Annotated in this window: 11 protein-coding genes, 2 pseudogenes and 1 riboswitch; of the genes and pseudogenes, 8 read left to right on the top strand and 5 right to left on the bottom strand. The window is 69.5% G+C overall.

Annotation, left to right across the window (positions count from 1 at the left end):
* Positions 1 to 77 precede the first annotated feature (77 nt).
* From dnaK to ACIP2X_RS19100, 8 genes are read left to right on the top strand one after another with little or no spacing between them, the layout of a single operon-like run.
* The gene (dnaK, locus tag ACIP2X_RS19135; protein WP_401674231.1) at positions 78 to 1976 is read left to right on the top strand and encodes a molecular chaperone DnaK; all 1899 of its coding nucleotides are present in this window, start codon (positions 78 to 80) and stop codon (positions 1974 to 1976) included.
* Between the two features lie 10 nt (positions 1977 to 1986).
* Positions 1987 to 2595: a nucleotide exchange factor GrpE gene (locus tag ACIP2X_RS19130; protein ID WP_401674228.1), complete on the top strand. Its 609-nt coding sequence runs from the start codon at positions 1987 to 1989 to the stop codon at positions 2593 to 2595.
* A gap of 6 nt (positions 2596 to 2601) precedes the next feature.
* Complete coding sequence (locus ACIP2X_RS19125; RefSeq protein ID WP_401674226.1) at positions 2602 to 3555, top strand: DnaJ C-terminal domain-containing protein; 954 nt, start codon at positions 2602 to 2604, stop codon at positions 3553 to 3555.
* Positions 3552 to 3959, top strand: coding sequence for a chaperone modulator CbpM (locus ACIP2X_RS19120; RefSeq protein ID WP_401674223.1), 408 nt, complete (start codon positions 3552 to 3554; stop codon positions 3957 to 3959). The genes ACIP2X_RS19125 and ACIP2X_RS19120 overlap by 4 nt, the downstream gene beginning before the upstream one ends.
* Positions 3950 to 6589 carry an ATP-dependent chaperone ClpB gene (gene clpB / locus ACIP2X_RS19115; RefSeq protein WP_401674220.1) on the top strand — a complete coding sequence of 880 codons (2640 nt, stop codon included), beginning with the start codon at positions 3950 to 3952 and terminating at the stop codon, positions 6587 to 6589. The genes ACIP2X_RS19120 and clpB overlap by 10 nt, the downstream gene beginning before the upstream one ends.
* A complete protein-coding gene (trxA, locus tag ACIP2X_RS19110) occupies positions 6586 to 7032 on the top strand; it encodes a thioredoxin (protein ID WP_401674217.1) in 447 nt (148 codons plus the stop codon). Before clpB ends, trxA begins: the two co-directional genes overlap by 4 nt.
* A 5-nt stretch (positions 7033 to 7037) precedes the next feature.
* A complete protein-coding gene (locus tag ACIP2X_RS19105) occupies positions 7038 to 7301 on the top strand; it encodes a UBP-type zinc finger domain-containing protein (RefSeq protein WP_401674215.1) in 264 nt (87 codons plus the stop codon).
* On the top strand, positions 7301 to 9088 hold the full coding sequence (locus tag ACIP2X_RS19100) for an FAD-dependent oxidoreductase (protein ID WP_401674213.1): 1788 nt from the start codon (positions 7301 to 7303) through the stop codon (positions 9086 to 9088). Before ACIP2X_RS19105 ends, ACIP2X_RS19100 begins: the two co-directional genes overlap by 1 nt.
* Here ACIP2X_RS19100 and ACIP2X_RS19095 read toward each other — a convergent pair.
* From ACIP2X_RS19095 to ACIP2X_RS19075, 5 genes and pseudogenes are all read right to left on the bottom strand, one after another.
* A pseudogene (locus ACIP2X_RS19095) lies at positions 9047 to 9456 on the bottom strand ((2Fe-2S) ferredoxin domain-containing protein). The gene ACIP2X_RS19100 and the pseudogene ACIP2X_RS19095 sit on opposite strands and share 42 nt — an antisense overlap.
* Positions 9457 to 9515: 59 nt before the next feature.
* Positions 9516 to 9639, bottom strand: a riboswitch (cobalamin riboswitch).
* Positions 9640 to 10050: 411 nt separating this feature from the next.
* A complete protein-coding gene (locus ACIP2X_RS19090; protein ID WP_401674507.1) occupies positions 10051 to 11250 on the bottom strand; it encodes an IS701 family transposase in 1200 nt (399 codons plus the stop codon).
* A gap of 152 nt (positions 11251 to 11402) precedes the next feature.
* Positions 11403 to 12333, bottom strand: a pseudogene (locus ACIP2X_RS19085) (IS5 family transposase).
* Between the two features lie 54 nt (positions 12334 to 12387).
* Complete coding sequence (locus ACIP2X_RS19080) at positions 12388 to 12948, bottom strand: hypothetical protein (RefSeq protein ID WP_401674211.1); 561 nt, start codon at positions 12946 to 12948, stop codon at positions 12388 to 12390.
* 160 nt (positions 12949 to 13108) lie between these two features.
* Positions 13109 to 13480 (bottom strand): hypothetical protein, encoded by a 372-nt coding sequence (locus ACIP2X_RS19075; RefSeq protein WP_401674209.1) that lies wholly within the window; start codon positions 13478 to 13480, stop codon positions 13109 to 13111.

The following is a 13480-nucleotide window of genomic DNA, read 5'->3' as shown; positions in this document are numbered from 1 at the left end:
GTTTCGAAGCCGGGCGGACATGGCCCGGAGGATGAACGGTCGTCGACGGACGTCGACCGCCGCGGAAGGAGTTCCTCATGGCCAAGGCAGTGGGTATCGACCTGGGCACCACCAACTCGGTGATCGCCGTGTGGGAGGGCGGCGAGCCGTCCGTCGTGCCCAACAGCGAGGGCAACCGTACGACACCGTCCGTGGTGGCCTTCACGGACACCGGGGAACGTCTTGTGGGCCAGCTGGCCCGGCGCCAGGCGATCCTCAATCCCAAGGGGACCATCTACTCCGCCAAGCGGTTCATCGGCCGGCACTTCGACGAGATTTCCGACGAGGCCAGGGCGGTGGCGTACGACGTCGTCGAGGGCGACGGCGGGGCGGCCCGCTTCAAGGTGCGCGACAAGCTGTACGCACCCGAGGAGATCAGCGCGCAGGTGCTGCGCAAACTCGCAGACGACGCGTCCAAGCAGCTCGGGGAACGGGTCACGGAGGCGGTCATCACGGTGCCCGCCTACTTCAACGACGCTCAGCGCACCGCCACCAAGGACGCCGGACGGATCGCGGGTCTGGATGTGCTGCGGATCATCAACGAGCCGACGGCGGCCGCCCTGGCGTACGGCATGGACAAGAAGGAGCACGAGACCGTGCTCGTCTTCGACCTGGGCGGTGGCACATTCGACGTGAGCATCCTCGACGTCGGCGACGGCGTGGTGGAGGTGCGCTCCACCGCCGGTGACAGCCACCTGGGCGGCGACGACTTCGACCGGCGTCTGGTGGACTACCTCGCGGACGACTTCCAGAAGGAGAACGGCATCGACCTGCGCAAGGACCCGCAGGCGCTGCAACGCCTGTTCGAGGCGGCGGAGAAGGCCAAGACCGAGCTCAGTTCGGTGACGCAGACGCAGGTCAGCCTGCCGTTCATCACCGCTGACGCCTCGGGCCCCAAGCACCTCACCGACTCGGTCATGCGATCGACGTTCGAGCAGATCACCGGCGACCTGGTGGAGCGTTGCCTGGGACCGGTCCAGCAGGCCATGGCCGACGCCAAGGTCGGCGAGAGCGACATCGACGAGGTCATCCTGGTCGGCGGTTCCACCCGCATCCCCGCCGTCCAGGCTCTGGTACGCCGGCTGACCGGCGGCAAGGAACCCAACATGAGCGTCAACCCCGACGAGGTCGTGGCCCTGGGCGCCGCGATCCAGGCCGGGGTGCTCAAGGGCGAGGTCAAGGACGTCCTGCTGCTCGACGTCACACCCTTGTCGCTGGGCGTGGAAACGCGCGGCGGAGTGATGACGAAGATCATTGAGCGGAACACCACCATTCCCGTGCGCCGCAGCGAGACCTTCTCCACCGCCGAGGACAACCAGCCGGCCGTCGATGTGGTGGTCCTCCAGGGCGAGCGCGAGCGGGCAGCCGACAACCGGGTGCTGGGCCGGTTCCAGCTCACCGACATCCGGCCGGCGCCGCGCGGCGAACCGCAGATCGAGGTCATCTTCGACGTCGACGCCAACGGCATTCTCAACGTCACCGCGCGGGACAAGGACACCGGCAAGGAGCAGGGCATCACCATCAGCGAGAGCTCCAACCTGGACCGCAGTGAGGTCGAACGCATGGTCCAGGAGGCCGAGCGCAACCGGGGCGAGGACCAGGCGCTGCGCGAGGCCGTCGATGCCCGCAACGAGCTCGATGCCGTCGCGTACCAGGTCGAGAGGCGCCTCGCCGAGCTGGGTGACGCAGCGCCCGCGCACGAGAAGGCACGCGCCGAGATGCTGGTGTCGGATGCCCGGGCGGCGGTCAAGGAAGAGGCGGGCGTGGAGCGCGTGCGGCCTCTGACCTCCGAACTCCAGCAGGTGCTCGCCGGGCTGGCGGCCCATGAGGGCGCCGCCGCCACGGGCGGTCCCGGCCAGGACGCCGCCACCGGCGGTCCCACGAGTGGCGGTGGCGGTGGCGATGATGTCATCGACGCCGAGTTCGACAAGAGCTGAGGCGCGCGCCATGCCCACTCACCCCCAGGAACCCGACCAGGCCGCGTCGGATCCGGGCGCACGGGTCCGGGAAGACGCCGGACCTGCTCCTCGCGGGGATCTGCCCCAACCGGGGCCGCCCCGGCCCGAAGCGGCGAACGGCGAACCGGGGCCCGATGCCGCCGGCCCCGCGCCTGCCGAGGACGAGTACACGACCGCGATCCAGGAACTGGAGGACCGCTGGCGGCGCGCGCTCGCCGACCTCGACAACCTTCGCAAGCGTCACGCCAGGGAGCTGGAGCGCGAACGGGCGGTCGAGCGGTCCCGCACGGCGGCCGCCTTCCTGCCCGTCCTCGACAACCTCGAACTCGCCCTGACCCATGCCGGCGCCGATCCGGGCGCGATCGTGGAGGGCATCCGGGCCGTACGCGACCAGGCGGTGAACGTCCTCGAACTGCTCGGCTACCCGCGGCATGCGGAGAGCGGCGTCGCCTTCGACCCGGCCCGGCACGAGGTGGTCGGCGTCGTCCAGGAACCCGACGCCCCACCGGGCACCGTCGTCGAGGTGCTGCGCCCCGGCTACGGGGACGGCGAGCGGCAGCTCAGGCCGGCCGCCGTGACCGTCACCAGGCGGGAGTGACCGGCGATGGCACGCGACTTCTACGAGGTGCTGGGTGTGTCGCGGACCGCGAGCCAGGACGAGATCCAGCAGGCATATCGCAAACTCGCCCGCAGGTACCACCCCGACGTCAACAAGGACCCCGGGGCGGAGGAACGCTTCAAGGACCTCAACGAGGCATACAGCGTCCTGTCCGACCCCAAGACCCGGGACCGTTACGACCGCTTCGGCGAGGACTTCCGCAAGATCCCCGAGGACTTCGACGAACGGGTCGCGGCCGGAGCAGGCGGCGGCTTCCGAGGTCGGAGGACCGCAGGCGCCGGCGGCCCTCGCGTCCGGTACACCACCGGCTTCGGCGACGATTTCGGAGCAGAGGGCATCGACATCGAGGACCTGCTCGGCTCCATGTTCGGAGCCGGCGCCGCCCGAGGCGGCGTCCCCGGAGCGGACCAGGAGGCCGAACTGCCGCTCACCGTCGAGGAGGCGTACCGGGGCGGCCGTCGCGCCGTCACACTCGCCGGCCCCACCGGGCAGCCGCGGCGGTACGAGGTCGACGTGCCGCCGGGCGTCACCGACGGGCAGCGCATCCGGCTGGCGGGTGAGGGTGGCCAGGGCAGTGGTGACGCCGCCGCGGGCGACCTGTACCTGCGGGTGCGTATCCAGCCCCACCCCCGGTTCCGGCTGGACGGCCGTGACGTGCACGTCCAGGTCCCCGTCACCCCGTGGGAGGCGGCCCTGGGCGCGACCGTGCCGGTGCCCACGCCCGGCGGCGGCACGGCGAAGGTCACGGTGCCCGCGGGCTCGTCCAGCGGCCGGCGGCTGCGGCTGCGCGGCGAGGGCATGCCGAACCCGCGGGGCGCGAACGGCGACCTGTACGCCGAACTCCGCGTCATGGTGCCTCCCGCCCTCGGCGACCGGGAGCGCGAACTGTTCGAGGAGCTCGCCGCCACTTCCTCGTTCGACCCCAGGAGGACGCGATGAACGACCGACCCGCGGGAGCGGGAGGCATAGGCCGGGCCGGCGTGGGCGCCCGTCCGGTACGAACGGACGCCGACATCACCGCCTCGACGGCTGTGCGGTACGCGCTCGTGCCCGCCCCCAGGCTCTCCCTGGCCGCCGTGGCCCTTCGCTCGGGCCTCCACCCCGATCTGATCCGCCGGTTCGTCGCCCTCGGCCTGGTCGACGCCGAACGCGACTCCGCGGGGCGACTGGTGTTCGACCCCACGGCCCCGGCGGTTCTCGCCCGTATCCAGCGGCTGCGCACCGGACTCTGCCTCAACTACGCATCCATCGGCCTGGTGCTCGACCTGCTCGACCGCATCAGCCTGCTCGAAGCCGCCCTGCGCGGCCGCGGCACGAGGAGTGAAACACCCCCATGGACATGAACCGTCTCACCCAGAAGTCCCAGGAAGCCCTCCAGGACGCCCAGAGCGCGGCCGTCGGCATGGGGCAGACCGAGGTCGACGGGGAACACCTGCTGCTCGCGCTTGTCGATCAGGAGGACGGTCTGATCCCACGGTTGCTGCAACAGGCCGGCGCCGAGCCGAAGGAGCTGCGCGCGGCCGTGCGCGAGGAACTCTCGCGCCGCCCGAAGGTCACTGGTCCCGGCGCGGCACCCGGCCAGGTCTTCGTCACCCAGCGTCTGTCCCGCCTGCTCGATGCCGCCGAGCGGGAGGCCATGCGCCTCAAGGACGAGTACGTGTCCGTGGAGCACCTCCTGCTCGCCCTGGCCGAGGAGGGCTCGGCGACCGCCGCCGGACGGCTGCTCAAGGAGTACGGCGTGACCCGGGATTCGTTCCTGAGCGCGCTCACCCAGATCCGCGGCAACCAGCGCGTCACCTCCGCCAACCCTGAAGTGGCCTATGAGGCTCTGGAGAAGTACGGCCGCGACCTGGTCGTCGAGGCTCGGTCCGGGCGGCTGGATCCGGTTATCGGCCGTGATGCGGAGATCCGTCGCGTCACCCAGATCCTCAGCCGCAAGACCAAGAACAACCCGGTCCTCATCGGCGATCCCGGCGTCGGCAAGACCGCCATCGTCGAGGGCCTGGCCCAGCGCATCGTTCGCGGCGACGTCCCCGAGGGCCTGCGCGACAAGACGGTGTTCGCTCTCGACATGGGCTCCCTGGTCGCCGGCGCCAAGTACCGCGGCGAGTTCGAGGAACGCCTCAAGGCCGTGCTGTCCGAGGTGAAGGCCGCCCAGGGGCGCATCCTGCTCTTCGTCGACGAACTGCACACCGTCGTCGGCGCGGGCGCCGCCGAAGGGGCCATGGACGCGGGCAACATGCTCAAGCCGATGCTCGCCCGCGGTGAACTCCACATGATCGGCGCCACCACCCTCGACGAGTACCGCAAGCACATCGAGAAGGACGCCGCCCTCGAACGCCGCTTCCAACAGGTCTTGGTCGACGAGCCGAGCGTGGAGGACACCATCTCCATCCTGCGCGGACTGCGCGAACGTCTGGAGGTCTTCCACGGCGTGAAGATCCAGGACACCGCGCTGGTCTCCGCGGCCACCCTCAGCCACCGCTACATCACCGACCGGTTCCTGCCCGACAAGGCCATCGACCTCGTCGACGAGGCGTGCGCCCGGCTGCGTACCGAGATCGACTCGATGCCCGCCGAACTCGATGAGATCACCCGTCGCGTCACCCGCCTGGAGATCGAGGAGGCGGCCCTGTCCAAGGAGACCGACCCCGCCAGCAGAACCCGCCTGGAGGAACTGCGCAAGGAACTGGCCGACCTGCGCGGCGAGGCCGACGCCAAACATGCCCAGTGGGAGGCCGAACGGCAGGCCATCCGCCGCGTGCAGGAACTACGCCAGGAACTGGAGCAGGTCCGCCACGAGGCGGAGGAGGCCGAACGCGCCTACGACCTCAACCGCGCCGCCGAACTCCGCTACGGCCGCCTCCAGGACCTGGAGCGCCGGCTGCAGGCCGAGGAGGAGCAACTGGCCGCCAAACAGGGGCAGAACCGGCTGCTGCGCGAGGTCGTCACCGAGGAGGAGATCGCCGAGATCGTCGCGGCCTGGACCGGCATCCCCGTCGCCCGTCTCCAGGAGGGCGAACGCGAGAAGCTGCTGCGCCTCGACGAGATCCTGCGCGAGCGCGTCATCGGCCAGGACGAGGCCGTCAAACTCGTCGCCGACGCCATCATCCGCGCCCGCTCCGGCATCCGCGACCCGCGCCGCCCCATCGGCTCGTTCATCTTCCTCGGCCCCACCGGAGTCGGGAAAACCGAGCTGGCCAAGACTCTCGCGGCGGCCCTGTTCGACTCCGAGGAGAACATGGTCCGCCTCGACATGAGTGAGTACCAGGAGCGGCACACCGTCAGCCGGCTCATGGGCGCACCACCCGGATACGTCGGCTACGAGGAAGGCGGCCAGCTCACCGAGGCCGTACGCCGCAAGCCGTACTCGGTGGTGCTGTTCGACGAGATCGAGAAGGCGCACACCGACGTCTTCAACACCCTGCTGCAGGTCCTCGACGACGGCCGCATCACCGACTCCCAGGGCCGCACCGTCGACTTCCGCAACACCGTGATCATCATGACCTCCAACATCGGCTCCGAGCACCTCCTCGACGGCGCCACCGCCGAGGGCGAGATCAAGCCCGACGCCCGCGCCCTGGTGATGGGCGAGCTGCGCGGGCACTTCCGCCCGGAGTTCCTCAACCGCGTCGACGACATCGTTCTGTTCAAGCCGCTCGGTGAGCGGCAGATCGAGCGGATCGTGGAGCTGCAGTTCGACGAACTGCGCCGCCGCCTCGCCGAACGCCGCATCACCGTCGAACTAACCGAAGTGGCCCGGGAGTTGATTGCCCACCAGGGCTACGACCCGGTGTACGGGGCCCGGCCGCTGCGGCGTTACATCTCCCACGAGGTCGAGACGATGGTCGGGCGCGCCCTGCTGCGCGGTGACGTCCAGGACGGTGCGACGGTCCGCGTCGACGCCGAGCATGGAGAGCTGGTGGTCACCTACGACCAGCCCGAGGACGTGAAGGGAGCGCGGGCGGCATGAGCACGATGCAGGCGACGACCGTCAGTTGCCCCCACTGCGGGCGCACCAACCGGGTGCCCGTGGCCGCGGAGGGCCGCCCCAAGTGCGGCCACTGCAAGCGGCCCCTACCGTGGATGGTGGACGCGGGCGACGACGACTTCACCGAGGTCGCCGAGCGGGCCGACGTCCCCGTCGTGGTCGATCTGTGGGCCACCTGGTGCGGCCCCTGCCGCATGGTCAGCCCCGCACTGGAGAAGGTCGCCACCGATCTCGCCGGCCGAATCAAACTCGTCAAGGTCGACGTCGACAAGAACCCGCGACTGTCGCAGCGTTTCGAGGTCCAGGCCGTACCGACACTGGTGATCCTCGACCGGGGCGAGATGGTCGCCCGGCAGGCGGGGGCGGCGCCCGCCCCCGCTCTGCGCCAATGGGTGGAACAGTCGATCAGCGCCCGGAAAGGGTGATCCGGATGACCCTGCACGCAGACCCCCACCTCGCGCTCGTCCGGCCGGTCCAGCCGCTGACCCCAGAAGGGTGTCAGGAGTGTCTGATGCTCGGCGCCCCGTGGGTCCACCTGAGGCTCTGCCTGACCTGCGGGCACGTCGGCTGCTGCGACTCCTCGCCGAACAAGCACGCGCGCAAGCACGCAGCTGCCGACGCCCATCCGATCGTGCAGTCGTTCCAGCCCGGCGAGGAATGGCGCTGGTGCTACGTTCACGAGGCGTTCGTCTGATGTCCGGCGACCAGTCGCTGCCGGGCGAAGAACCGGTGCCGGAGAAAGCGGACGAGGCCGCCTTCTGGGAGACCCCGGACATCTACGGCGCGTATCCGCGCCTCACGGAGGACCAGACAGCACGTCTGGCGGAGCACGGGCAACGCCGGACCATGGCTCCGAACGACGTGTTGATCCGGGAGGGGGAGCGCTGCGAGACGTTCTTCGTCGTCCTCAGCGGTACCGTCGCCGTCGTCGAGGACTACGGCACTCCGGAGGAGCACGTGCTGCGCGTGCACGGCCCCGGTCGCTTCATCGGCGAACTCGGCCTGCTGCACGGACAAGTGGCTTTCTACACCGCTGTCGCCAGGGAGCCGGGCGAGGTCCTCGTCGTCTCCGTGGACCGGTTGCGCCACCTGGTGACCCAGGACGCCACCGTCGGGGACATCGTGCTGCGCGCCTGTCTGTGCCGTCGCGCGCTGCTTGTCGGACAGGGCGCCGGCTTCCGCATCATCGGCTCGCGTTACTCGCCCGACACCAGACGGCTGCGCGAATTCGCCGTCCGCAACCGGCTGCCGCACCGCTGGATCGACCTGGAGACCGACGAGGAGGCCGAGGAGCTGCTGCGCCGCTTCGGCGTCGGCCCGGCGGAGATCCCACTCGTCATCTGGCGGGACACCACCCTGTTGCGCAACCCCAGCAACGCGGAACTGGCCCGGCTCATCGGCCTGCCGTCACTACCCGCCGGAAACCGTCACGGCGACGTCCTCATCGTAGGCTCCGGACCAGCCGGCCTCGCCGCCGCGGTCTATGCCGCCTCCGAGGGCCTAAGAACCACGGTGGTGGAGACGATGGCCACCGGCGGCCAGGCCGGCACGTCGTCCCGCATCGAGAATCTGCTGGGCTTCCCATCCGGCATCTCCGGCGCCGAACTCACCGAACGCGCCGTGCTCCAGGCCGACAAGTTCGGCGCCAGGATCAGCCTTCCGCTGGAGGCGACCGGTCTCCATCCCAAGGACGAGGACCACTACGTAGTGGCGTTCGCCGACGGCAGTGAGATCGCCGCCCGCGCCGTCGTCCTGGCCATGGGTGCCCGCTACCGCCGGCTCCAGGTGCCCGGCATCGAACGCCTGGAGGGAACGGGCGTGCACTACTCGGCGACCGTCTACGAGGCCCAGCAGTGCCGCACCGACCCGGTGGCCGTCGTCGGCGGAGGCAACTCGGCGGGCCAGGCGGTGCTGTTCCTCGCCGAGTACGCGCCGAAGGTGCACCTGCTGGTCCGAGGAGCCAGCCTTGATGCCAACATGTCCCGCTACCTGGTCGACCAGGTCGAACGCCATCCGCGGGTGGAGGTCATGCTGCACACCGAGGTCACCGAGGCCATCGGCCACGACGTGCTGGAGGAACTCGACGTGGTCGACAACCGCACGGGCGGGCACCGCCGGCTCGCGGTACGGAGCCTGTTCATCTTCACCGGCGCTGAACCTCACACCGAGTGGCTCGCCGGCATCATCGCCCTCGACTCCCGCGGCTTCGTCCTCACCGGGCCGCAGGCTCAGGAGGCCTGCGCCCACCCCGAGGTGTGGCACGGCAGAGGGCGCTCGTGCATGACCCTGGAGACCAGCCTGCCCGGGGTCTTCGCGGTAGGGGACGTCCGTAGCGGCTCGGTGAAACGGGTGGCCTCCGCGGTCGGCGAAGGCGCGATGAGCATCCACTTCGTGCACCGCTACCTGGGCCGCACGGCCGCGCCGGGCGGCACCGACAGCTCACCGCACACCCGTCCGAAGGAGTCCGCTTGGCTCGCATGACGCCCAGGAGGTGAAGGCATACAGGTCGAGGATGTCCGGCAACGGAGTGACTCCCGGGCCGCCGGCGCGTACCCAGGCGACGAGTCCTCCGTCGCGTCCGTGTCGTTGACGAGCCCCAGCCAGACCGGCCGGGCACCGGCGGCACTGCGGACGGCTGTACAGCGAATACGTTGGCCTGCCACACGTCACGGCAGTCGGAGATGCGCACCGGCACATCCGCCCGCAGTCTCGGTCTGTGCGGCGTGATCGATTCCGGTCCCCTTGGGGCTGCCACAGCAGCAATCGCGGCATACGACTACTAGGCACGGCACCGGACCGTTCGCCTCCACAGTCTCGCCTGAAGCCTCTTCCGTCGGCCTCCCGGGCATCACACCACTCCCCCGCCCGGGGAGATCCGCCCCGGCGTTGCTCGAGGAGACGACCGCGTGAGTCTCCTGGCTCCCGGGTCGCCGCTCGCCCCGCCTTGCCACCCGGTCCTGGGGCGGCGGCCTGCGGGAACTCGCTCACCGGTCACAGTGGCGGGACCGCGCCGGATTCACACCGGCTTCCTCGGACCGCCGTCGCCGTATGTCGCCGGCCATCATCCCGTCACTGCGGCGACACCGTCACCTGCCCACCGCGCGGAAGGGCTCCCGTGAGCGGCGTGCCCGCGGGAGTCCTTTCGTACGCGCCTGCCGTGAGGAGTGACACGACAATTATGAGCAGGACATCGGGGCGGCTACGTCGTCGGGGCGGCAGCAGGCTGTCGCCGCGCTCCCCAGCGGCCCCTAGTACTCCAGTTGCAGTTCGCTATTCCTGCTGGTCAGCGGCGTGTTCGTGAGTGTACTGGGCTGATGTTCCGTCAGGCGGCGGGAGTTCGTGACTTCGGGTGCGGCGGCGGTAGTGACAGCGCATGGCGATCGCCTGGTGACGGCGGCGCCAGCGGGACCAATTCAGTGCGTGGCGTGTGCGCCGGACATGCGTCAGCGTGGGGCGGCCAACTGCCAGGAGTCGCCGGATTTCCGCCACCGTGAGCGGGACGAGATCGCCGGAACCGATTCTGCGGCCCCCCTTTCCGTCCCCGCGGCGGCGGCCATGGCAGCGAGGAAGGCGTGGGCGAGCATGGCCAGAGTGATGTGCCGATACCAGCCCGGATACCGGCGAACTTCGTACTGATCCAGGCCGCACTCGTTCTTCGCGGCCTGGAAAGCCTCCTCGATCGCCCAGCGCGTCCCGGCGATCCGTACCAGTTCGGTGATGCCGGTGCCGGCTGGTGCATAGGCGAGGTAGTAGGCGATCTCGTCCGGGCGGGCCAGGCTGCGGCGGGCCAGCACCCACCGGTCGTGGGTGGGCGCATCGCCGTCGAAGTCATCGATCGCGGGCAGCCTCGCCGCCGCCCAGTCGTAGACGCGCGGCCCTTTCGCGCCCGCCCCACAGGAGTGGCGTTCCCAGGCGTCCTCGGGTGCCTGGGAGATGGCGAAGTCGATGCGGCCGATGGCGTGCACGTGCTGGGACTTCGGCACGGCCAGGACATAGCCGACGCCGGCCTCCTCCAGCAGGCGGCGCAGCCGCCACTCCTGGCCGTAGGCCGAGTCTGCGGTCACCCAGGCGATCGGCAGCGGCGAGGCCAGGGCCCGCATGATGATGGCCTTCGCGAGATCGCCTTGGGTGGCGAACGTGCGCTCGTCGGGAATCTTCGCCTCTGTGCAGCGGGCCGGATCAGAGGTCCAGGACTTCGGCAAGTACAGCTCTCGGTCCACCAGCGCGCGGCCCTTGGAGGAGGCATAGGCGGCGAACACGCCGATCTGGCAGTTCTCGGTGCGGCCGGCGGTGCCGGAGTACTGCCGTTGCACCCCGGCTGAGACGGTGCCCTTCTTGATGAACCCGGTGTCGTCGATGATCAGCACCCCGGCCGTGTCCCCGAGCTTCTCAGCGACGTATTCCTGCAGGGCATCACGGATTTCGTCGGGATCCCAGCAGGCTCGGCTCAGCAAGTGCTGCAACCCTGCGGGAGTGTGGTGACCGGCATGCTCGGCCAGCTGCCAGCTGTTCTTCCGGCCCACTGGTCCGAGCAGGCCGTGCACATAGGCCCGCATCCGCCGCCGAAGATCCACCCGCCCGAAGCGGTGACCGATCCGCACCAGCAGTTCTTCCAGCTCCGCCGACCAGACATCGGGCCGCACATCATCTTGCACGACAAGCACAACGGCCCACCGCACCCGAAGTCACGAACTCCCGCCGCCTGACGGAACATCAGCCCAGTACACCCACGAACACGCCACTGACCAGCAGGAATAGCGAACTGCAACTGGAGTACTAGGCGCTGTTTCTCGGATCATGTGCGGAGCCAGATGATGAGTGCGGCGAGGGTTACGGTGCCGAGGTAGGTGTAGGCCCGTTTCTCGTAGCGTGTGGCGACGGCGCGGAAGCCTTTCAGGCGGTTGATGGCACGCTCGACGGTGTTGCGCTTCGTGTAGCGCTCGCGGTCGAACCCGGTGGGCCGGTCACCCCGGGAACCGCGGTTCTGCCGGTGCCTGCGCTGGTCGAGCCGTTCGGGGATGGTGTGCGGTATTCCGCGCCGTCGCAGGTAGCGGCGGTTTTCGCGGGACGTGTAGGCCTTGTCGGCCAGGACATGGTCGGGTCGGCTGCGGGGCCGGCCGACTCCAATACGGGGCACGGACAGCTGCTCCAGGACGGGGCGGAGTTGGGGCCGTCGCCGTAGTGTCCGGGGGTCAGGAGGAGGGCGAGGGGCCGACGTCGTCCGTCGGCTGCGAGGTGGATCTTGGTGGTGAAGCCGCCGCGGGAGCGTCCCAGACACTCGCCGATCTGAGCACCTCCTCCAATCGGACGGCCAGTTTCCGAAGCACCGGATCGACCTGGTTCGTCCGCGGACGGACCCCTCTTTGAGAAGCGACGGCGGGCGGTGACTTCCGTGCGCCGGCGGCGTGCTGGTGGACACGCACCGCCGTGGAGTCCACCGACACGTCCCAGTCGATCCGGCCGGCGGCGTCCTCGGCGGCCTGCACCTGCGACAGCAGCATCTGCCAGGTCCCGTCCGCCGACCAGCGACGATGGCGCTTATAGACCGTCTCCCACGGCCCGAACCGCTCCGGAAGATCCCGCCACTGCACCCCCGTGCGAACCCGGTAGAGCACTCCGTTGATCACCCGTCGATGATCGCTCCACCGGCCCCCACGCGCACCACCGCGAGGTAAGAACGACTCCAGTCGCTCCCACTCCGCATTCGTCAGATCACCACGTCCCATGCAGCCACCCTGCCCCAACACAGCACTCACGGAAGGAGATCCGAGAAACAGCGCCTAGGAGAGTTCGTCGAAGCTGAGCTGCTCCCCCATCCCGATGCAGTTCGAGCAGTGGCAGGGGCCCTCGAATGAGACCTTGAACCGTCGACTCCAAGCGAGTCGACCGTTGAACAACTCGAGGCGGATCATGCCCTTGTGAAAGGGCAACTCCTGGAAGGGGCGCAGGCAGGTATCGAGAGTCCAGGCCACGCTTCTAGTGCCGAATGCTTCCAGCACCAGGGGGCCGCTCTCGTTCAGTCGGTGGAGCTGCCAAATGTCGGACAGTGAGTCATGTGTGCGCTGGCCTTCCACCCTCTCCCGTCGGCGCTCGGTGAGGTACAAGTACGCCTCCGTAACCGTCACAGGGACCTCGCTCCGGTTACGCACCAACGCGGTGAAAGACAGTTGTAGTACCGGGCCGCTGGAGTGATCCACATACCGCCTGTTGATGCGGGCCCTCCTCATCACGACGGCGGGCCGCTTCTGGCGCCATGCCGCATACGACACCGACATGTTGAGGGCGGTGAACAGGGCGGACCCAGCTGCGATCAAGCGTGCGACGTTGTCAGGTTCTGCCATGGCCGGCCCGCCCTCCAGTCACCTGCCATCCCGACGGAATGGCTGTGAAGCAAGGATTGCCGACCGCAGCGCTATCCATCCCGGTTCTGAGGCGAATCTGAGCCTTGAGGCACGGAGTGCCCCGGTACGCCAATGGCGGCCCGGGGCATAGAGCCTGGCGCTACGCGGGCGCCTCGGCCGTCTCCTCCACGTCCTTGGTGAGGCTGGCGGCCGGGACGGGCTGGACGAGTTCGCCGGTCTCCCGCTCGCGGACGACGGCGCCGGCGAGGGTGCCCGCGTGCGCCAGGGCTTGGTCCACGTCGGAGTGAGCGAAGACCACCGGGCCCTTACCGCCGTCCTTGGCCACCTCGTACTGCTCGGTGTGGTGCACGAGTTCGTCGCTGCCCTTGATGCGGACGGCGCTGCCGGTGTACCGCTGGGCCACGGTGGTGGCGGTCGGCCGGCTGCCGCTGGTGAAGGCGACGCGGCCTCGGCCGGCGTCCATGGCCACCTCGAACTGCTGCTTGCCGCGCTGGTTGCAGGCGCATCCCAT

The organism is Streptomyces sp. NPDC089424, from assembly GCF_044749345.1.
Classification (GTDB): Bacteria; Actinomycetota; Actinomycetes; order Streptomycetales; family Streptomycetaceae; genus Streptomyces.
The sequence above is the reverse complement of the archived record's forward strand: the minus strand, read 5'-3'. Positions and strand labels throughout refer to the sequence as shown.